24 protein-coding genes are annotated in these 26256 nt (G+C 61.9%); 11 read left to right on the forward strand and 13 right to left on the reverse strand.

Going from position 1 to position 26256, the window contains the following annotated elements; genetic code table 11:
- The first annotated feature begins 105 nt into the window (after window positions 1-105).
- The 3 genes from ACOCLD_RS03265 to ACOCLD_RS03275 all read left to right on the forward strand — a co-directional run bounded on the left by ACOCLD_RS03265 (window position 106) and on the right by ACOCLD_RS03275 (window position 3127).
- Window positions 106-762 (forward strand): GntR family transcriptional regulator, encoded by a 657-nt coding sequence (locus ACOCLD_RS03265; protein WP_422910839.1) that lies wholly within the window; start codon window positions 106-108, stop codon window positions 760-762.
- Between the two features lie 71 nt (window positions 763-833).
- Complete coding sequence (locus ACOCLD_RS03270) at window positions 834-2438, forward strand: response regulator (protein WP_422910840.1); 1605 nt, start codon at window positions 834-836, stop codon at window positions 2436-2438.
- On the forward strand, window positions 2435-3127 hold the full coding sequence (locus ACOCLD_RS03275) for a sensor histidine kinase (RefSeq protein ID WP_422910841.1): 693 nt from the start codon (window positions 2435-2437) through the stop codon (window positions 3125-3127). Before ACOCLD_RS03270 ends, ACOCLD_RS03275 begins: the two co-directional genes overlap by 4 nt.
- 23 nt (window positions 3128-3150) lie before the next feature.
- Here ACOCLD_RS03275 and ACOCLD_RS03280 read toward each other — a convergent pair whose 3' ends face one another.
- From ACOCLD_RS03280 to ACOCLD_RS03290, 3 genes are all read right to left on the reverse strand, one after another.
- Complete coding sequence (locus ACOCLD_RS03280; RefSeq protein WP_422910842.1) at window positions 3151-3972, reverse strand: alpha/beta hydrolase; 822 nt, start codon at window positions 3970-3972, stop codon at window positions 3151-3153.
- Entirely contained in the window at window positions 3972-6059 is a 2088-nt protein-coding gene (locus ACOCLD_RS03285; protein WP_422910843.1) for an autotransporter domain-containing protein, read from the reverse strand. Before ACOCLD_RS03285 ends, ACOCLD_RS03280 begins: the two co-directional genes overlap by 1 nt.
- 311 nt (window positions 6060-6370) lie before the next feature.
- Window positions 6371-6781 (reverse strand): SMI1/KNR4 family protein, encoded by a 411-nt coding sequence (locus ACOCLD_RS03290; RefSeq protein WP_257776471.1) that lies wholly within the window; start codon window positions 6779-6781, stop codon window positions 6371-6373.
- A gap of 131 nt (window positions 6782-6912) precedes the next feature.
- Here ACOCLD_RS03290 and ACOCLD_RS03295 point away from each other — a divergent pair, with 131 nt between their 5' ends.
- The gene (locus tag ACOCLD_RS03295) at window positions 6913-7488 is read left to right on the forward strand and encodes a hypothetical protein (RefSeq protein ID WP_422910844.1); all 576 of its coding nucleotides are present in this window, start codon (window positions 6913-6915) and stop codon (window positions 7486-7488) included.
- Between the two features lie 4 nt (window positions 7489-7492).
- On the opposite strand, the gene ACOCLD_RS03300 is transcribed toward ACOCLD_RS03295, so the two are convergent.
- The 5 genes from ACOCLD_RS03300 to uvrD form a co-directional block, all read right to left on the reverse strand.
- Window positions 7493-7861: a VOC family protein gene (locus tag ACOCLD_RS03300; RefSeq protein WP_422910845.1), complete on the reverse strand. Its 369-nt coding sequence runs from the start codon at window positions 7859-7861 to the stop codon at window positions 7493-7495.
- 132 nt (window positions 7862-7993) lie between these two features.
- The gene (locus tag ACOCLD_RS03305; protein WP_422910846.1) at window positions 7994-8839 is read right to left on the reverse strand and encodes a Tim44 domain-containing protein; all 846 of its coding nucleotides are present in this window, start codon (window positions 8837-8839) and stop codon (window positions 7994-7996) included.
- 202 nt (window positions 8840-9041) lie between these two features.
- Window positions 9042-9620, reverse strand: coding sequence for a TetR/AcrR family transcriptional regulator (locus tag ACOCLD_RS03310; protein ID WP_422910847.1), 579 nt, complete (start codon window positions 9618-9620; stop codon window positions 9042-9044).
- A gap of 102 nt (window positions 9621-9722) precedes the next feature.
- Window positions 9723-10814 carry a TRAP transporter substrate-binding protein gene (locus ACOCLD_RS03315; protein WP_422910848.1) on the reverse strand — a complete coding sequence of 364 codons (1092 nt, stop codon included), beginning with the start codon at window positions 10812-10814 and terminating at the stop codon, window positions 9723-9725.
- Between the two features lie 32 nt (window positions 10815-10846).
- On the reverse strand, window positions 10847-13051 hold the full coding sequence (gene uvrD, locus ACOCLD_RS03320; RefSeq protein WP_422910849.1) for a DNA helicase II: 2205 nt from the start codon (window positions 13049-13051) through the stop codon (window positions 10847-10849).
- Between the two features lie 220 nt (window positions 13052-13271).
- Between uvrD and ACOCLD_RS03325 the strand changes: the two genes are divergently transcribed.
- Window positions 13272-16151: an EAL domain-containing protein gene (locus tag ACOCLD_RS03325; protein ID WP_422910850.1), complete on the forward strand. Its 2880-nt coding sequence runs from the start codon at window positions 13272-13274 to the stop codon at window positions 16149-16151.
- A 57-nt stretch (window positions 16152-16208) separates the two neighbouring features.
- On the opposite strand, the gene ACOCLD_RS03330 is transcribed toward ACOCLD_RS03325, so the two are convergent.
- The 3 genes from ACOCLD_RS03330 to ACOCLD_RS03340 are packed head-to-tail and all read right to left on the reverse strand — an operon-like array spanning window position 16209 to window position 17640.
- Entirely contained in the window at window positions 16209-16535 is a 327-nt protein-coding gene (locus ACOCLD_RS03330; protein ID WP_257776479.1) for a hypothetical protein, read from the reverse strand.
- Window positions 16536-16591: 56 nt separating this feature from the next.
- A complete protein-coding gene (locus ACOCLD_RS03335; RefSeq protein WP_422910851.1) occupies window positions 16592-17122 on the reverse strand; it encodes a DUF5384 family protein in 531 nt (176 codons plus the stop codon).
- 11 nt (window positions 17123-17133) lie between these two features.
- Window positions 17134-17640 (reverse strand): glycine zipper 2TM domain-containing protein, encoded by a 507-nt coding sequence (locus ACOCLD_RS03340; protein WP_257776481.1) that lies wholly within the window; start codon window positions 17638-17640, stop codon window positions 17134-17136.
- 164 nt (window positions 17641-17804) lie between these two features.
- On the opposite strand from ACOCLD_RS03340, the gene ACOCLD_RS03345 reads away from it, so the two are divergent.
- The 3 genes from ACOCLD_RS03345 to ACOCLD_RS03355 all read left to right on the forward strand — a co-directional run bounded on the left by ACOCLD_RS03345 (window position 17805) and on the right by ACOCLD_RS03355 (window position 20747).
- Entirely contained in the window at window positions 17805-19052 is a 1248-nt protein-coding gene (locus tag ACOCLD_RS03345) for an MFS transporter (protein ID WP_422910852.1), read from the forward strand.
- A 93-nt stretch (window positions 19053-19145) separates the two neighbouring features.
- On the forward strand, window positions 19146-19898 hold the full coding sequence (locus ACOCLD_RS03350) for a substrate-binding periplasmic protein (protein ID WP_422910853.1): 753 nt from the start codon (window positions 19146-19148) through the stop codon (window positions 19896-19898).
- 174 nt (window positions 19899-20072) lie between these two features.
- Window positions 20073-20747, forward strand: a complete 675-nt coding sequence (locus ACOCLD_RS03355) for a hypothetical protein (protein ID WP_422910854.1) — start codon at window positions 20073-20075, stop codon at window positions 20745-20747.
- 8 nt (window positions 20748-20755) lie between these two features.
- Here the strand turns inward: ACOCLD_RS03355 and zwf are convergent, their stop codons facing one another.
- A complete protein-coding gene (zwf, locus tag ACOCLD_RS03360) occupies window positions 20756-22243 on the reverse strand; it encodes a glucose-6-phosphate dehydrogenase (protein ID WP_422910855.1) in 1488 nt (495 codons plus the stop codon).
- Between the two features lie 112 nt (window positions 22244-22355).
- Here zwf and hexR point away from each other — a divergent pair, with 112 nt between their 5' ends.
- The gene (hexR, locus tag ACOCLD_RS03365; protein WP_422910856.1) at window positions 22356-23222 is read left to right on the forward strand and encodes a transcriptional regulator HexR; all 867 of its coding nucleotides are present in this window, start codon (window positions 22356-22358) and stop codon (window positions 23220-23222) included.
- A gap of 296 nt (window positions 23223-23518) precedes the next feature.
- Window positions 23519-23743, forward strand: coding sequence for a PA3496 family putative envelope integrity protein (locus tag ACOCLD_RS03370; RefSeq protein WP_257776487.1), 225 nt, complete (start codon window positions 23519-23521; stop codon window positions 23741-23743).
- Here ACOCLD_RS03370 and ACOCLD_RS03375 read toward each other — a convergent pair.
- The gene (locus tag ACOCLD_RS03375) at window positions 23685-24647 is read right to left on the reverse strand and encodes a LysR family transcriptional regulator (protein WP_308219285.1); all 963 of its coding nucleotides are present in this window, start codon (window positions 24645-24647) and stop codon (window positions 23685-23687) included. The two genes, ACOCLD_RS03370 and ACOCLD_RS03375, sit on opposite strands and share 59 nt — an antisense overlap.
- Window positions 24648-24836: 189 nt before the next feature.
- Between ACOCLD_RS03375 and ACOCLD_RS03380 the strand changes: the two genes are divergently transcribed.
- The gene (locus tag ACOCLD_RS03380) at window positions 24837-26252 is read left to right on the forward strand and encodes an acetyl-CoA carboxylase biotin carboxylase subunit (protein WP_422910857.1); all 1416 of its coding nucleotides are present in this window, start codon (window positions 24837-24839) and stop codon (window positions 26250-26252) included.
- Window positions 26253-26256: the final 4 nt, after the last annotated feature.

Genomic DNA, 26256 nt, shown 5'->3' on the forward strand with positions numbered 1-26256 from the left:
TCCGCCGCTCAAGTGCGGCGCTCTTCGTTAGAAGGAATACCCATGCGCAACTGCTCGCTGAGCCTCGCCCAACTCCCCGCGCCACCGCTGCGGGGCTGAATCACCATGGCCGACAATCTGCAGGATCAGCTCTACCAAAAAATTCGTGAAGGCTTGCTGGCCGGGCGCTTCCAGCCTGGCGAGCGCTTGAAAATCCGTGACCTGGCGGCCGAGTGGGGCACCAGCCCGATGCCGGTACGCGCCGCTTTGCAGCGTCTGGTGGCCGAAGGCGCGCTGGAAGGCGAGCCACAGCGCTCGGTGCGCGTGCCGCCGATGACCCGCGAGCGTTATCAGAACATTTTCCAGGTGCGTCTGGGGCTTGAAGGCCTGGCTGTAGAACTGGCCACCCCGCGCCTGACGCCCGCCGATCTGGCCGCATTGCGTGACTGCGTGGCGCGCATGGATCAGGCCATCGAACAGCGGCAGATCCAGGCGTACCTGAATGCCAACAGCCAGTTTCACCTGCACCTCTACAGCGCCTGCGGCAACCCGGTGTTGCTGCGCTCAATCGAATCGCTGTGGTTGCAGGTCGGGCCCTTCTTCAACCGCCTGTTCACCGGCGCCGACCTGTCGCTGCGGCTGAATGACTTTCATGAAGACGCCTTCACCGCCATCGAGGCGGGCGATGCCAAAGGCGCGCGCCAGGCCATGGAGCAGGACCTGCTCTACTTCGCACGCTTTCTGCTCAACCTGCTCGATCTGGAACAGGGCCAACAGCGTTAGGCTTCTGACAGCGCGATGGTCGACAACTACACTTAGGCGACTCCGATACTGCGGGACAAGGACTTCTTCCCATGCTGGATTACGGCAGCAAGCGTTTTTTGATCGTCGATGACTTTTCCGATTTCCGCAGCTCGCTGAAAGCCATGCTGCGGGACATGGGCGCGCGCGATGTGGACACCGCCGACCGTGGCGAAGAGGCCATCAGCCTGTGTCGCAACAAGCGTTACGACATCATCCTGCACGACTACAACCTGGGTGGCGGCAAGAACGGCCAGCAGGTGCTGGAAGAGCTGATCGCCGGCAAGCTGATCAGCCACCAGTGCATCTTCGTCATGGTCACTGCTGAAAGCAGCCAGGCCATGGTGCTCAGCGCGCTTGAGCATGAGCCGGATGCCTACCTGACCAAACCCTTCAACCGCGCCAGCCTCGATCAGCGGCTGGACAAGCTGGTGGAGCGTAAAACCGCGCTCAAGGGCATTCTCCAGGGCCTCGACAAACAGGACCCGGCCGCCGTACTGGAGGCCTGCAAGACTCTCAGCCAGCAGGACAAGCGCTACCTGCCGTTGTGCCAGCGCTACCAATCCACGGCGCTGCGCGAGCTGGGCCGGCTGGATGAACTGGAGCACCTGCTCAATGGCGTATTGGCCGAACGCCCGTTGCCCTGGGCGCAGGTGGCCTTGGCCAGTCTGCTGCACAAGCGCGGCGACCTGAGCCGCGCGCAGAGCCTCTACGAAAAGGGCTTGCAGCTGTTTCCGATGATGCCGGCGCTGTATGACGGCCTGGCCGCCGTGCTGCTGGCTCAGGGTGACAGCCAGCGTGCTCAGCAGGCCCTGGAAGATGCCGTGAAGCTTGCGCCGCTGGCGATTCGCCGGCAGATGCAACTGGGCAAGCTGGCCCTGGATAACCAGGACTATGACAGCGCCGGCAAGGCCTACCGGCAAGCCATGGAACAGGGCCGCACCTCGAAATTCAAAAGCCCGGAAAACTACCTCGGCCTGGCCCAGGCGATCACCGCCCAGGCCGGTGATGGTGTGCTCGACAAGCGCTTGCAGATCGAGATCAACCAGGCCCTCGGCGAGCTGGACAAGACCTACAGCAATGACCCCAACGTGCAGCTGCGTTCGCGCCTGGCCATGGCCAGCAGCCTGATGAAATCCGGCGAGCCGAAAAAGGCCGCACAACTCGCCGCCGAAGCCGCCGCCGCGCTGGCTAGCCTGCCGCAGCTGTTCGCCGCCGATGCCGCGCTCAGCGTGGCCAGTCAGCTGCGTGCCCTGGGCCAGAGCGAGGCCAGCGACAACCTGCTGAAAACCTGCGTCGAGGCCTATGGCGACGATCCACAGGTGATGCAGGGTGTGGCCCGGCAGACCGACAACAGCGACATCCTCAGTGGCGGCAAAGAGGCGGTTGAGCTCAACCGCCAGGGCGTGCGCTGCTACCAGCAAAAGCAATTCGATGAGGCGCTCAGGCTGTTCCGCCAGGCCTTTGCCCTGCAGCCGAAGAACATCAGCATTGCCCTCAACACTGCGCAATCACTGCTGCAGTCGGCGGGTGGCGAAATAGCGCCGGCCTTGCTGGAGGAGTCTCGGCGCTGCCTGGAGGTGGCCAGTCACATGCCGGCCACCGATGCCCGGCATGCGCGTTACCTGCAACTGCAGCGGCGGGCGTCCGGCCAATGAGTGAGATTCCCGGTGGGCTGGATTTTTCCACGGTGATCGCCTCTACCGTGCACGACATGAAAAACTCTCTGGCCATGCTTACCCGCGCTCACGCCCAGTGGCAGGTGCAGCTGCCAGCCGAGCAACAAGCGGTGGCCGAGCTGGGCGTGATCGACTACGAGTTTGCCCGCCTCAACGGCATGCTCGTGCAGTTGCTCGGCCTGTATAAGCTCGGCGTCAATCAGCTGCCCATGCGTCCCGGTTATCACGAGGTCGAGGATTTTCTCCAGGCCCAGCTGGCCCGCCACCATGAAGTGCTGCAGAGCCGGCAGATCACTGCCCGCTGCGAAGTGGAAAGCTTCGACCTGATGGGCTTCTTCGACCAGGAACTGCTCGGCTCGGTGGTCGCCAATATCATCACCAACTCCATCCGCTACGCCCACAGCGCCCTGCTGATCAGCGCCTGGGAGGAAAACGGACAACTGGTGCTGGCGATCTGCGACGACGGCCAGGGCTACCCCGAGGAAATGCTCGATCAGCAATCCAACTACGTCCTCGGCCTCAAACACAGCACCGGCAGCACCGGCCTGGGTCTGTACTTCGCCGGCCGCATCGCCGAACTGCACGAACGCCAGGGCTTGCGTGGGCATATCGAACTGGCCAACGGCGCGCCACTGGGTGGCGGGGTGTTTCGGATTTATCTGCCTTGAGGGTGGACGCTAACAGCAGTTGCTCAGTGGCACTCGATGGGTGTGCTCTGCCATTGCTGCCAGGCTTGTGCCCAACCACTGTGATGGCTGACATTGGGCAGCACCGCGCTCTGTAGGCAAGCCGCTGGTCCCAGGGCCTCACGATAATGTTGCAGCAGGCGTGGCGGCAGCACTTGGTCATCGGTGCCGAACAGATGCCGCTGTCGAATCTGTGCCAAGCGTGTTTTCTGATCCAGTGGCTCCAGTGAGCCGTCGAGTGGGCTGAGGTTTTGCAGCGTTACCCACTGGCGTGGACTGAGGTTGCCGGCCAGGGTTTGCACTTGGATGACATCATCGCGGCGCAGGGCCAGTAACAGCGCCAGAGTGGCACCGCCGGAATAACCGATCAGCTCAAAGTCCCGATTGGCATAGCGCTGCTTGAGTTGATCAAGCGCCAGATCGAGGCTGTGCACCACTTCCTCGGCATAGCGCCGGTTGGTCCAGAGTGCATTGTTACAGGCCGGAGCGCTGACGAACTGACAGGGGCGTGCCAGGTAGATGGCGGGCATCGGGTCGGCAAAAGCCAGATCAGCCACCAGCAACTGGCGTGGGCTTGGGTCAAGGCTGGGTTGGCTGGGTGTGGCCCAGGCATGACCATCGCCCTCCAGATACACGCGCAGCCGCTGGCCTCCCTGTACCTGTTGGGGGGCTGCGATAACCAGAGGGAAAGGCGAGCCCGGCAAGGTTTGCACCTGCCGGGCATGGGTGCTGGCCAGTTCTTGCAACTGGCCGAGTGGCGTCTGGCAGCCCGCCAACAGCATGCTGCTAAATAGAATGCTGAGCGAATGGCGGGCCACTGGTTTCATCAGAAGTCGTAACGCACCTTGGCCTGCAGGGTGTCGGCCTGGAAGTCTTCCTTGCCACTGTAGTCGTAACTGACCCCAAGGGTGGTGTTAGCGATGACGTAGTCCACGCCGATGCCGGCTTCGTAGCGGGTGCGCGCCGGGCTGGCGCCAGTGGCCAGGAAGGACGAGCTGCCGAAGGTGAAACTGGCGTTGGTAGCGATCTGGTCGGCAGCGAAGTCGTGGTAAACCATCAGTGTGGCTTGTGGTTGCAGGTTGCCCTGGCCCAGTGGCAGGTCGCCAGCGACGCGTAGGCCGGCACCCAGTTCGGCGACTTCATAGCGCTGGTCTTCGACGGCCAGTGCAGCGATCGAACCCTTCTCGCGGAAGCTGTCGATATCCACACGGGCATAGCGCGCCGCCGCGCGGGGTTCGATCAGCAGGCCGTTGTCGAGGTTAAAACCATAGCCGCCGAGTACATCCAGGCCGAGCAACTGGCTGTCGTAGTCGCCCTTGGCCTTGGTACCGGCAATATAGCGGGTACTGTCGTTGTGGTTGAGGCCCAGGGTCAGGCTGGAGTCGAGGAACCAGGCACCTTGCTCGTAACCGCTGTAGAGGGTGATGGCATGGCCATCGATATCGGTCTGGTTGCCACCGTCGGCGGTAATGTCGCTGTTCAGGTAGCTGTAGGACAGGCCCAGGGTCAGTTGGTCGGTCAGCTTACCATCGGCGCCGATGGCCAGGCCGGAGAGGTCGGCGTCGTAACCCTCGATCCCATCGCGCGCATCCTGAGTCACGTCGCTGCCCAGCGCTTTGAGCCACAGGCCGCTCTCGACAAAGACATCACCCGCAGAAGCGCCACGCAGCCCCTGCGTGCGCTGGTTGGCGTTGAAGTTGGCGATATTGTTCAGACTGTTGGCGGCCTGCAGCGAAGCCCCGTTAACCTGCGGCACCAGTTGCTCGACGGTACGCGCCACCTCATCGGCATCGCCGGCCAGGGCATTGAGCACTGGGTCGTTGTTATTGCCACCGGCCATGCCAGAGAGCAACGGCAGGATGGTGCTGCCGGCGCGTTGGCCGTTGGGGGTATTGCCGACGAAGGCGTAGTCATCCACGGTGCTGACGGTGGCATATATTGCGCCGTTGTTGACCAAGAAATCGTCAACCTGCAACAGGGCGGAATCGCGAGTAACCACCGACAGGCCGTTGTTGGTGATGCCTTCGCCAGCGAGTAGGGTGTAGGTGCTGTTGTCGGCGGCAAAGTCCGCGCCGCGCACCTTAAGGCCGATCTGCGAGCCGTTGCCGAAGGTGGCGGCAGTGACACCGTAAACAATCGCGGTGTTGTTTGGTGTACCGCTGCTGGCCAGGGGGGTGGCGCTGCTTAGGTAAAGGTCGAGCATGGCGTTTGGTGCCAAGGTCAGGTTGCCAGAATGCTGCACGCGGTCCTGTTCGAAGGTCATCTTGGCGGCGTTGGCCAGACTGATATTGCCGTAGCTATAGCGGGTGTCATAAACCACGTCGCCGGTGACATTAATGACGGCTACGCCACGCATACCGCCACGAATCCGACCGCCACTCCAATTCAGGGTGACGTTGTTGCCAGCGTTTTGCGCATTGATAGCGTAGCTGTTAGCGCTGCTGCCGAGGATGTTGCCACTGTTATTGATGGTCATGGGGCCGAAGGGCTGGAGCTCCATGGCCTCGTAACCGGAGATGGTGCCGCTGTTGTTCAGCGTGGTGAGGGTCGCGAAGGAGACGTACAGGCCTGTGCCGAAGTTACCCGTCGCGGAGATGGTGCCGTAGTTATTCAGCGTGTCGATGACCGAATTGTTGACGTTGTTCAGGCCATAGAGGTTGCCGGCTATAGTGCCGTTATTGTTCAGGGTGTCGGTTGAGGAGTTGTTATGATCCAGGCCAATGTTGGTTCCGTTGAGAACTGTGCCTGAGTCGACATTAACGCTGTCGTAGTTTGCATTCGCTACTTCGCAGGCTGTTGCCGATCCGCCGCTGGTAACGCAGGTGTAATCTGCGGGCAAAGCCGAAGCCGCAGTTGGAATAGCCGCGGCAATGGCCACGGCGAGTAGGGTATGGCGCGAAACTACGGGCGTCATGGGAAATCCTTATTGTCGTTATCGGCGGGCAATGATGGCCACTAGATGGCAAAGCGCCATATTCTGCCTAGTGGCCGATTAGTGGACAAGTGGATTCAAACGGCCGTTTATCGAACATTGGCGGCATGGCTGTAAGGGCATATGACTGCTGCGAATAACCACGAACTTTGCTGGTTATGCACTCAACTGCGGATCGCTCCAAAACCGCAGGCCCTTGCAGAAGAGGGCTTCCGATGAAGCCATGTCGGTTGGCCAGTGCATGGTTGCCTGGCCTTGTGTCTGGTCTCGTTCGCTCAGCTCGTGGTCGCCGCTTAGCTTTCCAGCCAGACGTCGCGCACCCAGTGCCAGACGCTTTCCCAGCTTTCGTCCTCATTGATTTCGCCGGTTTCCGCTTCCCAGAGCAGTACGGTGCCGTCTTCTTCGACCACGTAGTAGTTGCCGTGGTCTTCGCACAGCGGCACGAACTCGCGCGGTACACCAATGTCCCAGGCGTATGAGGCCACTTCCGGTAGATAGGTGTGGGACTGCGGATCGCTGGCGGTGACGGGTTCCAGTCGGCCGTAAACCACGTCGCTGACCGTCAGGAGGAATTCACGCAAGCCGAAGGGCAGGTGAATAAGGATCTGCTCCTGAATCTCCACTAGGGTTTCTTCATCTGGCAGCTCCAGTGGGACGGGCACCGTCTCGTTGAGTTCGCGCAACTGTTCGATGACTTCTTCCACGGGGTGTGCCTCTTTTGCGGGTAATACGGGAGCGTCTTATACCTTAGACAGGTCTAAGCAAAAAGCTGGCAAAGTGCTATCGTCCAGTTTAACGGTGTGTCAATTTTAAAACGCCAAAAAATGGTCTTTTTATGAAAAGCCAAGCGCAAGAATCCGAAGACGGTGTGCTCAGTGAGGAGGAGCGCCTGCAGTTGCTGACCCGTGCCGGCCAGCGCAATCGCCTGTTCATCCTGGCGCTGGGCGGGGTGTTGGGCAGTCTGATGCTGCTGTCGGTGGGATTGAATCTCTACGCCCTGTTCAGTGCCGGCGATGAGCCGCGTATTCAGGCGCTGGAGCAGCAGGTGCAACGGCTTGAGCAGCAGTTGCAGGTGCAGCAGAGCACGCTGAGTAACCAGGAAGAGTTGCTGGCCAGTCAGCAGGCGTCGCAACTGACCGGGTTGTTCGAGCGGGCGGAAAACCCGGACAGCATCGCGCAGGTGAGCAAGGTGCTGCAGGCCCAGGAACGTGACTATCAGCAGGTGATGCAGGGATTGAAGACCGGCATGCGTGATCTGGCCGATATGCTGCCGGGTTCGCGCAGCTGGCTGGCCGATTACAACGAAATGATCGACCGCGCCCAGCTCAATAGCCGCAAACGCAGCGAGGAAATTCAGGCCTGGAGTGACAAGGCTCGGCAGCCGCCCGGTGCGGCTGTCGACCCAGGTTGAGGCGTCAGCCCATGTGGTAGAACGCCAGCTTGTTGCCATCCAGATCGCGGAAGTAGGCGCCATAGAACCCCGGAATGCGTTCGCCGGGTGCGCCTTCGCAGTGGCCGCCCAGTTCGATGGCCTTGGCGTAGAGCGTGTCCACGCCTTCGCGCGAGCCGCCGGGCAGGGCGATCATCTGGCCATTGCCCGGGGTGGGTGCTTGTTTGTCATAGGGCAGGCAGACGGCAAACATCGGTTGCCCCTTGGCGATGCCATAAAAGGCAATGCGGCCCAGGTCCATGACTACCCTGGCACCCAGTTCAGCCAGCAAGGGGGTGTAGAAGGACTTGGCCTTTTCCATATCTGTGGTGCCAACCGTGGTGTATCCGATCATTGCGCTGTCCTCGTGGTGGTTAAGCTAGAGCAGATTGCACCTTGAATGCGGCGCGCGCCAGTCCATGCGTTTGCTGAATGATGGACAAAGAAAACCCGGGACATTCCCGGGTTTGCTTTATTACCGCAGGTATCAGCCGTTCTGGCGGATACCGGCCACCAGCCACGGCTGGTTGTCACCGACGGCCCGCTCCAGGCGCCAGCTTTCGCTGAACACTTCGCCCTGGTCAAAGCGCGAGGTCTTGGCCACGCCGGTGAAGGTCAGGGTGGCGACGGTCTTGTCGCTCAGATCATCGACGCCATCCAGTTGCACATCGAGGTTGTCGACGTAGGTGGACTGGAAGCCATCGCCCAGGTCGGCGCGTTCGCGGCGCAGGAACTCCAGCAGTTGTGGGGTGACGAACTCGGCGATCTTGTCCATCTCGTTGGCATCCCAGTGCTGTTGCAGGCTGAGGAAGTGCTCGCGACCAGCGCTGACAAAGTTCTGCTCGTTGAACCAGGCTGGGGCATTGATCACCGGCTTGATTGCGGCTGCAGCGCTGCTGCCACCGAAGATCGAGGCTGGAGCCGCTGGCATTTCACGCTGCATCGGCGCGCCGTTGGCAGTCGCCGGGCTGGCTTGCTGGCGACGAGCGGCGAGGAAGCGGAACAGCAGGAAGGCGATCAGGCCGAAGATCAGCATGTCCATGATCTGCAGGCCTTCGAAGCCGTCACCCATGAACATCGAGGCCAGCAGGCCACCGGCGGCCAGACCGGCCAACGGACCCAACCACTTCGATGCACCGCTGGCTGCTGCAGGCTGACGGCCGGCAGCGGCAGGTGCTGCACTTTGCTGGGCTGGCGCTTGGCGCGCCTGATGGCTAGGGGCGGAGCCGAAGGATTTGCCGCCGCCCATACGCTTGGCTTCGGCGTCAAAACTCATGGTGGTCAGTCCCAGGCTGAGGAACATGGCCAGGGCGATGCTGAGGAAACGCTGCATGGTTAGCTGTCTCTTGGTGATTGGATCTACGCGCGGCATCTTGCCCGGCGTGAGCGGCGCTGGCTAGCCATAGAATGTTTCCGGCTTTTGCCCGTGCGCTATGCACATGGCTGCCGTAGGTTGGGTTGAGGCGCGCAGCGACGAAGCCCAACGGGGCTATAACAGGCTTACCAGTGAAGTCAGGCCGGAAACCGCTGTTGGGTTAGCGGCGCAGCAGCATCAGCAGCGGCCCACAGCGTAACTGCCGACGCAGCAGGGCGCGGAAGTCGGCAGGGTCTTCCTCGGGGTGGCGCAGCCAGTGGATAAAGCAGCGCAGGTAGACGCCTGTGAGCAGACTTTCTTCGGCGATCCTGCACAGGTGCAGGGTTTCCCGCTGCGCGGCTTCTCGCCACCACTGCACGGTACGGCTGATGCGCAGCAGGCCGCCAAGCTGCAGGTGGATATGCCCCGGTTCGAGCTTGTACAGCAGCATCTGCCCGCTGACTGCGCGGTGCGCGGCCAGGCTGTCGAGCCAGGCGATCAGCAGTTCTTCCAGACGTTTGGCGGGCTCTAACGTCAGTAAATCTGCGGCGGTGCCGCGCGCCAGCAGCGCCTGGTCGGCACGATCGAACCAGGCTTCGACCAGTTGATCCTTGTCGCGGTAATGCGCAGCGATGGCGTCCAGGCCTACGCCCAGATCAGCGGCCACATCGAACAGGTGCAGGCGTTCCCAGCCGCACACATCGGCCAGTCGCAGGGCGCTATCGAGTATCTGTGCGGCGGAGACAGTTGCGCGTTTCATTGGCTCACCTCGCCAAGCAGTATGGGCGGCGAGCGCGGTCGGGCCTGCCTGAAACGACAAACGGAACCCGAAGGTTCCGTTTGTGGTGAGCGTCGCCGGGTATCAGCGCCAGTTGTACAGCTCTTTCTCGGAAATCTGGTGCATCTGGCTGACCTGGGCCTGGAAGGCCTGCATCGAGGCCCAGATACGGCCGTTCAGCTCGCTTTGCGCGGCCAGTTCGCCGAGCACCACGGCGGACTCGCGCTGCATGGCCGCGAGCACGTCGTCGGGGAAGCGCTTGAGCAGGGTGCCTTGCTGCTTCAACTCATCCAGCGCCATGGCGTTGTGGTAGACGTAGTCGTCGAGCATGTCCTGGCTGGCAGCACGGGCCGCTTCCGTGAGGATTGCCTGCAGGTCGGCCGGCAGGCTGTCGAGGGCCTTCTGGTTGACCAGCAGCTCCAGCACCGCCTGGGGTTCCTGCCAGCCCGGGTAGTAGTAGAACTTGGCCGCCTTGTGCAGACCGAAAGCCAGGTCGTTGTAGGGGCTGACCCAGTCGGTGGCGTCGATGGCGTTGGTTTGCAGGGCGGTGAATACTTCGCCGCCGGGCAGGTTGACGGTGGTCGCGCCGAGCTTGCCCAGCACTTCGCCACCCAGACCCGGCATGCGAATCTTCAGGCCCTTGAGGTCATCCAGCGAGTTGATTTCCTTGTTGTACCAGCCGCCCATCTGCATGCCGGTGTTGCCCACCACCATGGGTTTTACCCCATAGGGGGCATAGGCTTCGTCCCACAGCGCCTGCCCGCCGCCCTTGCTCAGCCAGGCGTTCATTTCGCTGGTGGACAGGCCGAACGGCACGGCGGTGAAGAACTGCGCCGCAGGCACCTTGCCCTTCCAGTAATAGGCCGCGCCGTGGCCCAGCTCGGCGGTGCCACGCGATACCGCATCGAACACCTCCAGCGGCGGCACCAGTTCGCCCCCGGCATACACCTTGATGGTCAGGCGGCCGTTGCTCATGGTTTTGACCCGCTCGGCCAGGCGCTCAGCGGCAGTGCCCAGGCCGGGGTAGTTTTTCGGCCAGGCGGTGACCATCTTCCACTGGAAGCTTTCTGCGGCAGGCGTTGCTGCGGCTTGCGGTGCAGCAGACTCTTCCTTGCAACCGCTCAGGCCGATGGCGGCGAGCAGGGCGCTGGCAAGCAGCAGAGGGCGGCGGATCATGGGGGCTCCTTGTTGTTTGAATTGGTTGTCGATTACAGCGCCTGCAACTTGGCGTAGCTGAGCATCAGCCACTTGCTGCCTTCGCTCTCGAAATTCACCTGCACCCGCGCCTGGGCACCGGAGCCTTCGAAGTTGAGGATGGTGCCCTCACCGAACAGCGAATGCTGTACGCGCTGGCCGAGGCTGAAGCCAGTGTCGGGTACGGCGCTGCCGGCGAACAGGCTGTCGCCGCTCATGCTGTTGCCGCCCATATTGCGGCTGACCGCGCCGAACGGCCGGCTGACGCTATTGGACAGGCGCACTTCCTGAATCAGCTGCGGCGGAATCTCGCGGACGAAGCGCGACACCTTGTTGTAGGTCTCGTTGCCATACAAACGACGGGTTTCGGCGTAGGTGATCACCAGTTTGCTCATGGCGCGGGTGATACCGACGTAGGCCAGGCGGCGCTCCTCTTCCAGGCGGCCGGGCTCTTCCAGGCTCATCTTGTGCGGGAACAGGCCTTCTTCCATGCCCACCAGAAACACCTGCGGGAACTCCAGGCCCTTGGCGCTGTGCAGGGTCATCAGCTGCACGCTGTCCTCGTTTTCGGCGGCCTGGGTATCGCCGGCCTCCAGCGAGGCGTGTGTGAGGAAGGCCTGTAGTGGGCTGAGCTCGTCGTCTTCGTTGTTGTCGAAGGTGCGCGCGGCACTGACCAGTTCTTCCAAGTTCTCGATACGTGCCTGGGCTTTTTCGCCTTTCTCGGCCTGGTGATAGGCAATCAGGCCGCTCTGCTCGATGACGGTCTGAGTCATCAGGTGCAGCGGCATATCCAGCACTTTGGCCGCGAGGTTGTTGATTAGCTCAATAAACCCGACCAACGCACCCGAGGCGCGGGCCGGCAGGGCCTTGGCGCTGACCATCAGGTGCATGGCGCCCCACATCGATACCTGATGGGCGCGTGCGTATTCGCGGATCGCTTCGATGCTTTTCTCACCGATACCGCGCGCCGGCACGTTGATGATGCGCTCCAGTGCGGCGTCATTGCCCCGGCCGTCGAGCAGGCGCAGGTAGGCCATGGCGTTCTTGATTTCCGCGCGTTCAAAGAAGCGCTGGCCGCCGTAGATGCGGTAGGGGATCTTCTCGCGCAGCAGGGCTTCTTCCAGCACCCGCGACTGGGCGTTGGAGCGATAGAGAATGGCGATTTCACTGCGTTTGAGGCCGTCCTTGCGCAGGGCGTCCTCGATCGACTCGACCACATAGCGTGCTTCGTCGTGCTCGTTGAACGCCGAATACAGGTTGATCGGCTCGCCGTCGCCGTCTTCGGTCCACAGTTCCTTGCCCAGGCGTCCCTGGTTATTGGCGATCAACGCGTTGGCGGCCTTGAGGATGCCGGCGGTGGAGCGGTAGTTCTGCTCCAGGCGGATCACTTCGGCATCGCTGAAATCGTCGGAGAACTGCTGGATGTTCTCGATCTTCGCCCCGCGCCAGCCGTAGATCGACTGGTCGTCATCGCCCACCACCATCAGGCTGTCGCCACCCTTGGCGAGCAGGCGCAGCCAGGCGTACTGCACGGCGTTGGTGTCCTGGAATTCGTCGACCAGGATATGCCGGAAGCGCCGTTGGTAATGCTCCAGCAGGCCCGGTTTGTCTCGCCACAAATCGAGGGCGCGCAGCAGCAGCTCGGAGAAGTCGATGACTCCGGCGCGGGCGCAGGCGGCTTCGTAGGCTTCGTAGATCTTCAGCATGGTGGCGAGGAACAGGTCACCGCCGGGCTGGATGTTCTTTGGCCGCAGGCCTTCATCCTTTTGCCCGTTGATAAACCACTGCGCCTGCTTCGGCGGCCAGCGCTGTTCATCCAGGCCGAGGTCGCGGATCACCCGTTTGACGATGCGTTGCTGATCGTCGGAGTCGAGAATCTGGAAGTTCTCGGCCAGGCCGGCTTCCTGCCAGTGCGCGCGCAGCAGGCGGTGGGCCAGGCCGTGGAAGGTGCCTACCCACATGCCGGCCGGGCTCTGCCCGAGCATCTGCTCGATGCGGTGGCGCATTTCGGCAGCAGCCTTGTTGGTAAAGGTCACCGACAGAATGCTGTGCGGCGATGCATTCTCGATCTGGATCAACCAGGCGATGCGGTGCACCAGCACGCGGGTTTTTCCGGAGCCAGCACCGGCCAGCACCAGTTGGCGGCCCACGCGCGCGGCGACGGCCTGGCGCTGGGCATCGTTAAGAGAGGCAATCAGGAGTTCGGGGTCATTTTGCATCGCGGCATTCTAGGGGGCTGCGCCAGGCAGGGCAAACCGGCTCGGCACCGGCTTTTACTGGACGACTGGCCAGTCACGCTAGCAGCCCCGGCCAGTGCTGGGCGTACTGATCAAAAGTAAGGCAGGCGAAGTGAGAATTGCAGCACATCCAGCTTGGGCGATGCGTCTAGCTCGCGTATGCTGCGCCGACGTTTAGGCAACCACTATAAGAAAATCGCCTATGACTTCGACTGCATTTGCCCAGGCAAATGGCCTCAAGCCGACTTCCGGGCGGGAAGTGGCTCAGCTGTTTGCTACCGATATCGCCGCCGAGCGCACCCGCATGCTCTATCAGGGTTCGCAGGTGCCGACCCTGTTTATGCTGCTCAGCGGTGTGGTCTGCGCTTTCCTGCTATGGGGTGCACTGCCATCGGAGCTGTTGGTCAGCTGGTCGATCTGGCTGGTGATCCTCGCCGTGCTGCGCCTGGTACAGGTGCGCGCCTTCAATAAAGCCTTGCCCAGTCGCCAGGCCGAAGCGCATTGGCAGCACCTGTTCCTGCTCGGTGCCGGAGCGTCCGGATTGACCCTGGCGTTTGCCGCCATCGCCCTGGTGCCGGCCCAAGTCTTCTACCTGCAGGCAGTGGTGTATGGCCTGATCGCTGCGGCGATCCTCTCGGCCAGCGTGGCCTACGCCATCAGCTTTACTGCGTTCCTGACCTTCGCCTTGCCCTGCCTGCTGCCCTCGGTGGGCTACCTGCTGCTCAGCGATAACCCGCTGCAACAAGGCTGGGGCCTGCTCGGCAGTATCCTGCTGCTGGCCTTGCTGGTGGTGGCCTGGCAGGTCAATCGCCTGGTGCAGCGCAGCTTGCTGCAGCGCTTTCAGAACCAGGCGCTGATCAGCAATCTGGAGTACGCCAAGCAGCAGGCCGAGGGTTTGAACAGCGAGCTGGCCCACGAAGTGGAGCAGCGCCGCCGCGCGGAGCGCGAATTGCGCCAGGCCCATGGCGAGCTGGAAATGCGCGTGGCCGAGCGCACCCTGGAGCTGGACGAAACCACCTACGCCCTGAGCAAGAGCCGCGCGCGCCTGACCCTGGCCATCGATGCCAGCGAGCTGGGCCTGTGGGACTGGGATCTGCAGAGCGACGAGGTGCATCACTCGCGGCTCAAGGAAATCTTCGGCCTGGAGCCGCACGAAGTACAGGTCATGCTGCGCGACCTCAAACCGCGCCTGCACCCGGATGATCTGCCCGCGTTGCGGCGCGCGCTGGTCGAACATATGAAGGGGCGCAGCGACGACTACCAGGTCGAATACCGCATCAAGCACGCCCAGGGCCACTGGGTGTGGATCGAGGACCGTGGCCGCGCGGTGGAGCGCGCCGCCGATGGCCGCGTCTTGCGCATGCTCGGTACGCGCCGCGACGTCAGTGCGCGCAAAGTGCAGGAACAGCAGCAGCAACTGGCCGCCACGGTGTTTGAGGCGGCCAGCGAAGGCATCGTGATTCTCGACCCGGATTACCGCCTGCTCTCGGTCAACCAGGCCTTCAGCGATGTCACGGGTTATCGCCAGGACGAAGTGGTCGGCAAGAGCGTGATCAGCCTGATCAGCAGCGGTGACAGCCGGCGGCAGTACCAGCTGATTCGCCTGGAGCTGGAAAAGACCGGCTCCTGGCGTGGTGAGCTGATCGAGACGCGCAAGAATGGCGAGCTGTATCCGCAGTGGCTGCAGCTAAATGTGGTGCGCGATTCTGCTGGTAACGTCAGTCATATCGTGGGCTTCTTCGCTGATCTATCGTCGCGCCGCGAAGCCGAAGAACGCCTGCGCTACCTCTCGCACTATGACGAATTGACCGGTCTGGCCAACCGCAGCCTGTTCAAAGAGCGCCTGCATGAAGCCAGCCAGCGCGCCCGGCAGAGCAACCGCAGTATCGCCTTGCTGCACGTCGACCTGGACCGCTTCAAATTGCTCAACGACAGCCTCGGCCATGAAGTCGCCGACCAGCTGCTGCGGCAGGTCAGCCGCCGTCTGACTCAAGCGGTGCCGGAGGCCGACACCCTGGCGCGGTTGTCCGGTGACGAATTTGCCATCCTCATCGACTCCTACGGCAGCCTCTCCAGCCTGGCACGGCTGGCCAGCCGCCTGCTCAGCAAGCTGCGTGTGCCGATGACCGTGGGCGGGCATGAGCTGGTGGTCAGTGCCTCTCTGGGCATCAGCCTGCTGCCGGACAACGCGCGGGAGATTTCCGCGCTGGTCAGCCAGGCCAATATGGCCATGCAACATGCCAAGCACCTGGGCGGTAACACCTTCCAGTTCTTCACCGACAACCTGCAGGCCTGCACCCTGGAGCGTCTGCAACTGGAGAACCAGTTGCGCAAGGGCATCAACGAAGGCCAGCTGGAAGTGTTCTACCAACCCAAGCTGTGCCTGACCAGCGACAGCCTGAATGCCGCCGAAGCGCTGGTGCGCTGGCGGCATCCGGAACTGGGACTGGTGCCACCGAGCGACTTTATCGGTCTGGCCGAAGAAACCGGGCTGATCGGTGCCATCGGCGAGTTCGTTCTGCGTCAGGCCTGCTTACAGGCACGCGCCTGGCAGCTGCAAGGGCTCGCGCAGATTCGCGTGTCGGTCAATCTCTCGGTGCATCAGCTGCGGCAGGGCAACCTGCTCAGCCTGGTGCGCCAGGTGCTCGATGAAACCGGTCTGGCGCCGCAGCTGCTTGAACTGGAGCTGACCGAAAGCCAGCTGCTGGATAACGTCGAAAGCGTGATCAGCACCTTCCAGCAGCTGCGTGAGCTGGGGGTCAAGCTGGCGATCGACGACTTCGGCACCGGTTACTCCTCGCTCAGCTACCTCAAGCGTTTCCCGGTGGATTACGTGAAGATCGACCAGACCTTTATCCGCGACCTCACCCCCGGCAGCGAAGACGCCGCCATCACCCGCGCGATCATCGCCATGGCCCACAGCCTGGAACTCAAGGTGGTCGCCGAGGGCGTGGAAACCCAGGCGCAGATGGACTTCCTCAAAAGCCAGCGCTGTGACGAGATCCAGGGTTACCTGATCAGCAAACCGGTGCCGGCCGAGCAGTTCGCCCAGTTGTTGCGTGAGCAGGGCGACAAGCTTTAGTAGCGTTGGGGCTGGTCAGAACAATCAGCGCACCTGCAAGCAGGCGCGCTGCAGTGATCAGAGACCGTTGGGAAGAAAGCGGGTGGCCCCGCTGACATCGTCGATTTTTTTGATACGGAAGGCTTTCAAGCAGGTTTCATTGCGGGTGTTGCTGTCCGCACAGTACTGCTTGATAAAGTCGGCAAACGCGATGTCTTGGCCGTTCACGGTCAGTACACGTTTGAAGTATTCACCCTGAATACCCTGTGCTTGCCGGCTTTTAGTCATTTCCTGATCGACTACCAAGCGACCATGTAAGTCAACAGTCGGGAACTCAGGGGCTTTTTCTTCTTTACAGGCAGCCAGCAGCAAACCGGTAACGACCAGCATTACTAAACGCAGCATGATGAACTCTCTTGATGAGTGCCTGCCCACAGCGCTAGGTGTGGGCAGGTGTTTGGCTATTCGCCGAACAGGCGGTTGGAGCGATTGACTTCGGCTTTACCCGTGTCTTCCAGCAAGGCCTTGGTGCCCGAGGTCAGGTTGCGTGAGGCATCCGCATCCGACTGGATGACATCGGTTCTGGCTGCGCTCTCGCGCAGTTCAGCGTCGATATAGTCATTGGCTCGTGCCGCGCGTGCGCGTTTGGCCTGTAGTTCCAGCCTGCGCTCTTCCAGCTCCAGAGCGCGCAGCTCATCTTCAAAGCTTTCTTCGCGGGTGCGAATACGCTTGTTTTCTGCTTCTTGAACCTGGCGCTGTGCGGCGGCTTTTTGGGCGGCGGCCTGTTGTGCGGCCGCGCGTTGACGACGGTTCGCTTCATCGCGTGCATCGGCTCGTGCTTGCTCGGCGGCAGCCTGGCGAATGCGCTCGGCTTCCGCATTGGCCTGTGCCTGCTTGGTCTCTTGCTCGATTTGGTACAGCTGGTCGAACTGATTGGCCAGAGCTGGCACCGCCAGCAGCGCCAGGGCTGAGCCCAGAACGATATGTTTCATCTGCATAACCCTCAGCCTTTGCTTGGTTCAGGGCAGGCGGCGTTAGGCTGAATGCGTGTCTCGTTGGACAGCATCATTACCATCAGAGAGATTTCGCCGATCTTGAATTCACAAGGGCGACCGACTTGCGCAGAGGTGAAGATTTTGCCGTTTTCGGAGTAGCCGATCAGCACTCCGGGTACCAGCGTGGTGTCGTTTACCAATGAGCCGGCCATCGCGCCTGCGGCACCCCCGGCTACACCGCCAACAACTGCGGTATCGCGGTGATTTTGCGCACCCAGTGCCGCACCGCCAACAGCGCCCAGCAGACCGCCAACCATCATTGCCGCTTTCTGGTTTTTCTCGTTGCTGACTTTGATTTTGGTGGGAGAAACCGTAAGGATCTTGACGGTTTTGGCTTCCTGCTGAGTATTGACCTGGCTCGCGTCGAAGACATCAGCTTGGTACTGTTCGCCAGTAGCTTGGCAGCCAGCCAGTACGGCGGCGATAGAAAGTGCCAGACAGCGTTTGATCATCATTCCTTTATTCCTTGATGATTATAATAAATCCATTTGCCAGACAAATTTTGAATAAGAATGGCAGTCGGCCAGCATTCTAATCAAACGGCTTGCAGAGGGTAAAGGTTGATCCTGTCGCACCTGCCAAGTATTCCGCCATGCCCTCCAGATACTCAGCCATCGCCATGAGTCGATCACTTCTTGCTTTTCCGCCGCGCAGTACCGTCGTTCTATTGGCCTCGCTGTACTGCGCTCAGGGCCTACCCTCGGGGTTGCTCGCGCATTCGTTGCCGGTGCTGCTGCGTCAGCATGGCGTCGATCTGGCGCTGATCGGCCTGCTCAAGCTGCTGGCGCTGCCCTGGTTGCTCAAGGTGCTCTGGGCGCCGTGGGTGGATCGGCTGGCGTCGCCGCGTCTGGGCCATCATCGTGGCTGGATTCTGCCGTTGCAGCTGGGTGTTATCGCACTGATTGCGAGCCTGGCACTGATCAATCCCGAGCGGCTGTTCGACAGCTATTTCTTTGTGCTGATTGGCCTGTTGCTGCTGGTCAATCTGGCGGCCTCGACTCAGGACATTGCCACCGATGGCCTGGCCGTACGCCTGCTGCCCGAGCGCTGGCGCGGCCTGGGCAACAGCTTGCAGGTGGGCGGCTACAAGGTCGGCATGCTGGTCAGCGGCAGCGGCCTGTTGTTGGCCATGGATGCCCTGGGCTGGCACCTGAGCCTGGCGCTGGTGGCGGGGCTGCTGGTGCTGATGACGCTGCCGATCTGGCGCTTCAATGAACGGCGTGAGCTGCCGTTCCGGCCGGCCCAGGCCGAACCCGCAGGGCCAGGTTTGCTGCTGCGGCATTACCGTGGCTTGCTGCTGCAGCCCGGCATGCTGTTCTGGCTGGCGGTGTTGCTGAGTTTCAAGCTGGGCGATGCGCTGGGTTCGCCGATGGTCAAGCCGATGCTGGTGGATCAGGGCTGGAGCAATGCCGCGCTGGGCCAGCTGACCCTGATCAGCAGTCTGGCCGGGATCGTCGGGGCGTTGCTGGGCGGCCTGCTGTATGCGCGCATTGGCGCGCTGCGCGCGCTGTTGCTGTTCGGTCTGTTGCAGGCCAGCGGCATTGCGGCCATGGCCGTGCTGGTCAATGCCGGCGGCAGCATCGGCCTGGTGTATCTGGTGGCGTTGTTCGAGCAGACCGCCGATGGCATGTCCACCGTGGCGCTGTTTGCGGTGATGATGCACCAGTGTCGTCCCGAGCATGAGGGTGCCGACTTTACCCTGCAGGCCAGCGTGCAGTTGCTATTGGCGGGGCTGGTGGGTGCGACCAGCGGATTGTTGGCCACGTGGCTGGGCTATCAGGTGCTGTTTGTCGGGGCAGGCAGTCTCGGTGTGCTGGCGCTGCTGGTGGTGCTGTTGTACTTCCGGCGTTACGGCCAACTGCGTTAGGCCGCCGCTGATTGGCTGATTGGCTGATTGGCTGATTGGCCCGGCGCGACCTAGAGTGAAACAGATTTTTGACCTCTGCCTGGGGTTGCTGCCATGTCTGTTGTGCGCCTGTTGGGCCTGCTTCTGCTACTGGTGTTGCCGTCGAGCCATGCGGCCCAGACCGATGCCTTTATGGTCTTCGGCGCACATGACGGTTTCCCCAAGTATTACGAGGAAAACGGCGAGGCCAAAGGTATCGTGGTCGACATCAGCCGCCAGTGCCTAGAGGAAATGCAGGTGCCTTACCGCATCCGCTTGATGCCTTGGATGCGTGCCTACACCATGGCCCAGCGCGGCGAGGGCGGGGTGATCGGCCTGTCGATGAGTGACGAGCGCCTGGCCCTGTTCGATTTTTCCGAGCCGATCTTTACCGAACGCATCGTGCTGGTGGTCAAGCAGGGTCGCGAGTTTCCCTTCCAGCAGGTCAGCGACCTGCGCGACAAGTTGATTGGCGTGAGCATTGGCACCAGTTACGGCAATGCCTTTGATGCGGCGGTGGCCGATGGCACGCTGACCATTGTCGGCTTCAACGACACCCGCAACGGCCTGGCCATGCTGATGCGCGAGCGCATTGATGCGATTCTGCTGGGCTCCAGCGTCGATCTGCAGCGCCTTGTGCGCGACAACCCGGACCTGCAGGGCGCGACCTTCGTTACCTTGCCGGAAGCGTTCAAAACAGACAGCAAGTACCTGGGCATTGCCGTCGGCCTGAAAATGCGCTGGTTTGTGCAGCAGTTCAATCAGTGCCTGGAGCGGGGCTATAAATCAGGTGCGTTCGACTCGATCATCTACCAGTACAGCAACTGACTTTTGATAGTTGGGGTGGCTGGATCGGGCCGCTGGCGTTTCCTCTGTTCCCAACCGCTGGGCAGCGCTTGCTGGATGTGTCGGTGCTGAGCCTCTAACCCAATCAAAGATGGCTGCCTTTGTTCGCGCGGCGCGCAATCCTGACGATCTGCATGGATTGAATGGAGGTTGCGTATGCCCAAACCCGCGAGCCTGAGTGTTGGCCTGCGCCTGCTGTTGGCGTCCCAGGCCATGGCACCGTTGAGCGTCAAATTGGGCCTGGTGCAGCAACTGGGGGCCGAGAAAGCCGCGCTGCTGGCGCCGCATATGCCACCCGGGCAGTTGCGCGAGCTGATCATGGCCATGCCCATCGAATTTGCCGCAGCGGTGACGGTGCACCTCGACCCACGGTTGATTCTCGACACCTACCTGAGCCTGCCGGACAGCCTGCACCTGGAGGTGGCGCGCCAGCTTTGCGCCGACGGCGCCTTTGCCACGGCGGCGCGCTATGCCGAGTGCCTGTCGGCCAAGCAGATCAAGGTGCTGATCTACGGCATCAACGATGTTGACCATGTGCTGCAGATCGCCCGGCATATCGTCGACATGCCGCTGATCAGCGAGAGCCTGCGCAGTTTCTCCACCGGTTATCTGTGCAAGCTCACCGAAGCGGCGGTGGCCGACCGCAACCTGCCGGTGGCCGCGCAGGTGCTCGGTGGCCTGTCATTGGCGCGGCAGGCCGATGTGTGCGCCAGCTTGCAGCCGAGCACGTTGCGGCAACTGCTGCCGCTGCTGCTGTTGATCAGCGGTGAGGGCCTGCGCAAGCAGTTGCCGGAGGCGGTGTTGGAGTTGTTTGAAAAACAGCTGGCCTAGCCGCCGGGCTACTCCATCCACTGCCGTTCGTGGCGCTCCAGCAGGTTACCGGCCTGCTCCGGGCCATCGCTGCCGGCCGGGTAGGGGCGTGGGCTCTGGTAGTGCTGGTGCCAGCCCTTGATGATCGGGTCGACCCAGTTCCAGGCGGCTTCCACCTCGTCACGGCGCATAAACAGCGTTGAGTCGCCCTCAATTACATCCAGCAACAGGCGTTCGTAGGCATCCCAGCGGCGCTGTTTGTGGAAGGCGTCCGCCAGGTTGAGGTCGAGTTCCACCGGTTGCAGGTGCATACCCTTGCCGGGGCTTTTGCCCATCAGTTGCAGGCTGATGCGCTCTTCCGGTTGCAGGCGGATCAGTAGGCGGTTGGCTTCGCCGCCGCCGAACAGCTGGTGTGGCACTGGCTTGAACTGGATGAGGATTTCCGAAGTCTTGCGCGCCAGGCGCTTGCCGGTGCGCAGGTAGAACGGCACGCCGGCCCAGCGCCAGTTGTCGATCTCGGCCTGCACGGCGACAAAGGTTTCCGTATCGCTGTCGTTGTCCACGTTCTTTTCGAAGTAGTAGGCCGGCACTTCCTGGCCGCCGATCTTGCCGGCGGCGTACTGGCCACGCACGGTCTTGTCCTGTACATCGAGGCCGCTGATGGGCTTCAGGGCTTCAAGAATCTTCACCTTCTCATTGCGCACGGCCTCGGCATCGAAGCGCACCGGCGCTTCCATGGCCACCAGGCAGAGCAACTGCAGCAGATGGTTCTGGATCATGTCGCGCATGGCCCCGGCTTTTTCGTAGTAGGCGCCGCGGTTTTCCACGCCGAGGGTTTCGCACACGCTGATCTGCACGTGGTCGATATGCCCGGCGCGCCACACCGGTTCGAACAGCGCGTTGGCAAAGCGCAGCGCCATCAGGTTCTGCACGGTTTCCTTGCCCAGGTAGTGGTCGATGCGGAACACCCGCGACTCATCGAACACCGCACCGATGGCGGCGTTGATCGCCTGGGCCGATTCCAGCGAGTGACCAATCGGCTTTTCCAGCACAATGCGCGCCTTGGGGCCCGCCAGGCTGGCGATCTTCAGGTGCGAGGCGATGTCTTCGAACAGATCCGGTGCAGTGGCCAGGTAATAGATGCGCACGCGCTCGGGGTCGTCGCCCAGGCGTTTGCCCAGGCGGCCGAAGTCGGCGCTCTGGCTGGCGTCCATGGCGAAGTAGTCGAGGCGCGCGGCGAAGCTGGCCCAGGTGTCGTTGTCGAAGTCGTTGCGCGCCACCTGGGCGCGGCAATGGCGTTCGGCCAGGGCCTGGAAGGCGCTGCGGGCCAGGTTGCTGCGGGCCAGGGCGAGGATGCGCGTGTCGTTATGCAGGCGACCGGCGCGATGCAGGTGGTAGAGCGCTGGCAGCAGCTTATGCAGGGCCAGGTCGCCGGTGCCGCCAAACACCAGCATGTCGCAGGGAATGCTCAAGGTGGGAACTCCGACTCTGTTTGGTCGTGCGGGGGCGGCGGCCATGTAGTATAACTACAAGGTCACTACAACCCATCGTGCGCTGATCATAACCGAGTCATGTCTGTGAATGCGGCGTGCTTGATGGATTCGTTAGCTAAATGTCGAGCCTAAACCTGTGAACCTGTTGCAGCACATTGCCCAGTCGCGCCCCCTGTTACGCAAGTCCGAGCTGAAGGTGGCGGATCACGTTCTGCTCGACCCGGCTTCGGTCATGCACAGCTCCATGGCCGAGCTGGCCCACAGCGTCGGCATCAGTGAGCCGACCATCGTGCGCTTCTGCCGCGCGATTGGCTGCACCGGCTTTCAGGACCTCAAACTCAAGCTGGCGCAGAGCCTGGCTGCCGGTGCCAGCTTTGGTCAGTTCGCCATTCATGAAGACGATTCGGTGGCGGACTTCAGCCTGAAGATCTTCGACACTACCCTGCACACCCTGATCGAGGTGCGCGAGAAGCTCGATACCCAGGCCCTGCAGCAGGCCATTGCCGCCATCGCCAATGCCCAGCGTGTGGAGTTCTATGGTTTTGGTGCATCCGGCGCGGTGGCGGCGGATGCTCAGCACAAGTTCTTCCGTCTGCTGCTCACTGCTGCGGCCTATTCCGACCCGCATATGCAGGCAATGAGTGCGGTGACCCTGAAACCCACCGACGTGGCCATCTGCATCTCGCAGTCAGGGCGCTCCAAGGACCTGCTGATCACTGCCAATCTGGTGCGGGAAACCGGTGCGACCTTGATTACGCTGTGCCCCAGCCAGACGCCGCTGGCCGACCTGGCCACGGTCAACCTGGCCATCGACGTGCAGGAAGACACCGAAATCTATACCCCGCTGACCTCGCGTATCGCCCACCTGGTGGTGATCGACGTGCTCGCCATGGGCGTGGCCATGGCTCGCGGCCCGGGCTTGGTCAACCACCTGAAGAGCGTCAAGCGCAGTTTGCGCAGCCTGCGTCTGTCGCCCAAGGCACACAAGAACGTCGACGACTGAAACCTGTTCAGGATCTGCTGCGCGTCGGCCCTGCTGCGTTAAAAACAGGCTCGGCAAGCCGCTTGCGGCTAACGCGCTTTAGCGCGGCCCGCAGGGCGAGTGAAGCGAGTACTGCTCATGTACAGCTCGTACACTCCGCTTCCTTGCCTGTTTTTGCCTTGCAGGACTCTAGCTCGCGAAATCCTGAATCAGGTTTCTGCGCTGCTGATTTCATCGTCGCGTTATCGCCCGGCCATCAAAGCGTCATCTAGGCAGCCGATGCTGGTACTCCCTTATTCAGCTTGGGAGTTGCCCCTATGTCTGGCTATCTGGATCACGCGCAGTCGCATGAAAGCACCGACAGCAAAACCCGCCGCAAGCTGCTCGATCAGCGCCGCATGGAATACCGCCGTGCCATCGAGAGCTACGCCGAACAGCGTCAGTTACAGCAACAGCTGGCCGATTACCCAGAACTGATTGCGGTCAACTACCTGGCGGGCAAGCAGGCGCTGGCGCGGCAAAACGCTCAGCCAGGGCGTTGATCAGGCTGCGCTGATCGCGCACGAAGGCGAAAAACGCCTGGGCCACCGGTGACAGGTATTTGCTGCGCGGGTGCACCAGGCACCAGCTGCGCAGCAGCGGCAGCTCGGCCACCGGCAGCTCGCGCAGCAGGCCGTGCTCTAGCTCGCGACGCACCGCGTGGCGTGGCAGCAAAGCCAGGCCAAGGCCGGCGATAACTCCTTCGCATTGACCTTCCATGGAGCCGACTTCCAGCGTTTGGGGGAAGTGCGCGCGCTTTTGGTGGCAATACTCCTCGCAGGCCTGGCGTGTGCCGGAGCCGGCTTCGCGTATCAGTAGCGGGAAGGCGGTGAGGTCCTGCAGGCTTAGCTGTGCGTGCTGGCACAGCGGGTGATCGGGCGGCGCGACTGCGATGATCGGGTTATTCAGGAAGGGCAGAAACTCCAGATTCATGTCCGTCGGTACTCGCGACATGATCAGCAGGTCATCGCGGTTGGCGTTCAGGCGCTTGAGCGCCTGACTGTGATTGGTGACCACCAGCTGTAAATTGACTTCCGGGTATTCGTGGCGAAAAGCGGCGAACAAGTGCGGAACGAAGTACTTGGCGCTGGACTCGATGGCCAGGCTCAGCTGTCCCTGCAGTGAGCCCTGCAGATCGGCCAGCTGCATGTCGAGGCTTTCCAGGCGGCCGAAAATATCCGCGCTGGCCAGCTGCAGGGCTTCGGCGGCTTCGGTGAGGTAGAGCTTCTTGCCGACGTAATCGAACAGCGGTTGGCCGAGCAGTTCCTCAAGTTGGCGAATCTGCAGGCTGACGGCGGGCTGGGTCAGGGCCATTTCCTCGGCCGCGCGGCTGTAGGAGAGGTTGGTGCATACCGAGCGGAACACCTGAAGCTGGCGAAGTGTCATACGCATCAATGACTTACGCACGCTTATTACCTCTTTGCTGGGGCCTTGGACGTTTAACTATAAGTCTTAGCTAATACTAAACCCAATAAATATTGATTTTGGTTAATCGCTAAGCCGGCGTAGCTTAAATGCATGACCGCTCACGCCACTGCGGTCACACGTCGACCGTTTTTTCCGGTTGCCTGTTCACGTGATCGAGGATGCTGGCTCGTGATCAAGAAAATTCTGATAGCCAACCGCGGTGAGATTGCCGTGCGCATTGTGCGAGCCTGCGCCGAAATGGGCATTCGCTCGGTGGCGGTGTATTCCGATGCCGACCGCCATGCCTTGCACGTCAAGCGCGCGGACGAAGCGCACAGCATCGGTGAAGAGCCGCTGGCCGGTTATCTGAACCCACGCAAGCTGGTCAATCTGGCGGTGGAAACCGGTTGCGATGCACTGCACCCCGGTTATGGCTTCCTTTCGGAAAACGCTGAGCTGGCGGAAATCTGCGCCGAACGCGGGATCAAATTTATCGGCCCGAGCGCTGAGGTCATCCGCCGCATGGGCGACAAGACCGAAGCGCGGCGCAGCATGATCAAGGCCGGCGTACCGGTTACCCCAGGCACCGAAGGCAACGTTGCCGACCTGGCTGAAGCGCTGCGCGAAGGCGACCGTATCGGTTACCCGGTAATGCTCAAGGCCACCAGCGGTGGCGGCGGTCGTGGTATCCGTCGCTGCAACTCGCGTGCGGAGCTGGAAGCAGCCTACCCACGGGTGATTTCTGAGGCGACCAAGGCCTTTGGCAGTGCCGAAGTGTTCCTGGAAAAATGCATCGTCAATCCCAAGCACATCGAGGCGCAGATCCTCGCCGACAGCTTTGGCAACACCGTGCACCTGTACGAGCGTGACTGCTCGATCCAGCGGCGTAACCAGAAACTTATCGAAATCGCCCCCAGCCCGCAGCTGACCCCCGAGCAGCGCGCCTATATCGGCGATCTGGCCGTGCGTGCGGCCAAAGCCGTGGGTTATGAGAACGCCGGCACCGTGGAGTTCCTGCTCGCCGAGGGCGAGGTGTACTTCATGGAGATGAACACCCGGGTGCAGGTGGAGCACACCATCACCGAAGAAATCACCGGCATCGATATTGTCCGCGAGCAGATCCGTATCGCCTCGGGCCTGGAGCTGTCGATCAAGCAGGACGACATCATCCACCGCGGTTTTGCCCTGCAGTTCCGCATCAACGCCGAAGACCCGAAGAACAATTTCCTGCCCTCGTTCGGCAAGATCACCCGCTACTACGCGCCCGGCGGCCCTGGCGTGCGCACCGATACGGCGATCTACACCGGTTACACCATTCCGCCCTATTACGACTCCATGTGCCTGAAGCTGATCGTCTGGGCGCTGACCTGGGAAGAAGCTCTGGCCCGTGGCCTGCGCGCCCTGGATGACATGCGCGTGCAGGGGGTGAAGACCACCGCGGCCTACTACCAGGAAATCCTGCGCAACCCGGAGTTCCGCAGTGGTCAGTTCAACACCAGTTTCGTCGAGGCGCACCCGGAGCTGACCGAGTACTCGATCAAACGCAACCCGTCGCACCTGGCCATCGCCATCGCCACCGCCATTGCTGCCCACGCCGGCCTGTAGGGGA

The organism is Pseudomonas cimarronensis (genome assembly GCF_049331905.1).
Taxonomy (GTDB): Bacteria; Pseudomonadota; Gammaproteobacteria; order Pseudomonadales; family Pseudomonadaceae; genus Aquipseudomonas.

Coding starts and splice junctions, on each gene's coding strand:
- ACOCLD_RS03330 (WP_257776479.1), bottom strand. CDS start 16,535: ATGCTGCGTTTAGTAATGCTGGTCGTTACCGGTTTGCTGCTGGCTGCC.
- ACOCLD_RS03270 (WP_422910840.1), top strand. CDS start 834: ATGCTGGATTACGGCAGCAAGCGTTTTTTGATCGTCGATGACTTTTCC.
- ACOCLD_RS03335 (WP_422910851.1), bottom strand. CDS start 17,122: ATGAAACATATCGTTCTGGGCTCAGCCCTGGCGCTGCTGGCGGTGCCA.
- ACOCLD_RS03355 (WP_422910854.1), top strand. CDS start 20,073: ATGCCCAAACCCGCGAGCCTGAGTGTTGGCCTGCGCCTGCTGTTGGCG.
- zwf (WP_422910855.1), bottom strand. CDS start 22,243: ATGGCCGCCGCCCCCGCACGACCAAACAGAGTCGGAGTTCCCACCTTG.
- ACOCLD_RS03310 (WP_422910847.1), bottom strand. CDS start 9,620: ATGAAACGCGCAACTGTCTCCGCCGCACAGATACTCGATAGCGCCCTG.
- ACOCLD_RS03285 (WP_422910843.1), bottom strand. CDS start 6,059: ATGACGCCCGTAGTTTCGCGCCATACCCTACTCGCCGTGGCCATTGCC.
- ACOCLD_RS03350 (WP_422910853.1), top strand. CDS start 19,146: ATGTCTGTTGTGCGCCTGTTGGGCCTGCTTCTGCTACTGGTGTTGCCG.
- ACOCLD_RS03295 (WP_422910844.1), top strand. CDS start 6,913: ATGAAAAGCCAAGCGCAAGAATCCGAAGACGGTGTGCTCAGTGAGGAG.
- ACOCLD_RS03265 (WP_422910839.1), top strand. CDS start 106: ATGGCCGACAATCTGCAGGATCAGCTCTACCAAAAAATTCGTGAAGGC.
- ACOCLD_RS03300 (WP_422910845.1), bottom strand. CDS start 7,861: ATGATCGGATACACCACGGTTGGCACCACAGATATGGAAAAGGCCAAG.
- ACOCLD_RS03305 (WP_422910846.1), bottom strand. CDS start 8,839: ATGCAGCGTTTCCTCAGCATCGCCCTGGCCATGTTCCTCAGCCTGGGA.
- ACOCLD_RS03275 (WP_422910841.1), top strand. CDS start 2,435: ATGAGTGAGATTCCCGGTGGGCTGGATTTTTCCACGGTGATCGCCTCT.
- ACOCLD_RS03370 (WP_257776487.1), top strand. CDS start 23,519: ATGTCTGGCTATCTGGATCACGCGCAGTCGCATGAAAGCACCGACAGC.
- ACOCLD_RS03315 (WP_422910848.1), bottom strand. CDS start 10,814: ATGATCCGCCGCCCTCTGCTGCTTGCCAGCGCCCTGCTCGCCGCCATC.
- uvrD (WP_422910849.1), bottom strand. CDS start 13,051: ATGCAAAATGACCCCGAACTCCTGATTGCCTCTCTTAACGATGCCCAG.
- ACOCLD_RS03345 (WP_422910852.1), top strand. CDS start 17,805: ATGAGTCGATCACTTCTTGCTTTTCCGCCGCGCAGTACCGTCGTTCTA.
- ACOCLD_RS03325 (WP_422910850.1), top strand. CDS start 13,272: ATGACTTCGACTGCATTTGCCCAGGCAAATGGCCTCAAGCCGACTTCC.
- ACOCLD_RS03340 (WP_257776481.1), bottom strand. CDS start 17,640: ATGATGATCAAACGCTGTCTGGCACTTTCTATCGCCGCCGTACTGGCT.
- ACOCLD_RS03280 (WP_422910842.1), bottom strand. CDS start 3,972: ATGAAACCAGTGGCCCGCCATTCGCTCAGCATTCTATTTAGCAGCATG.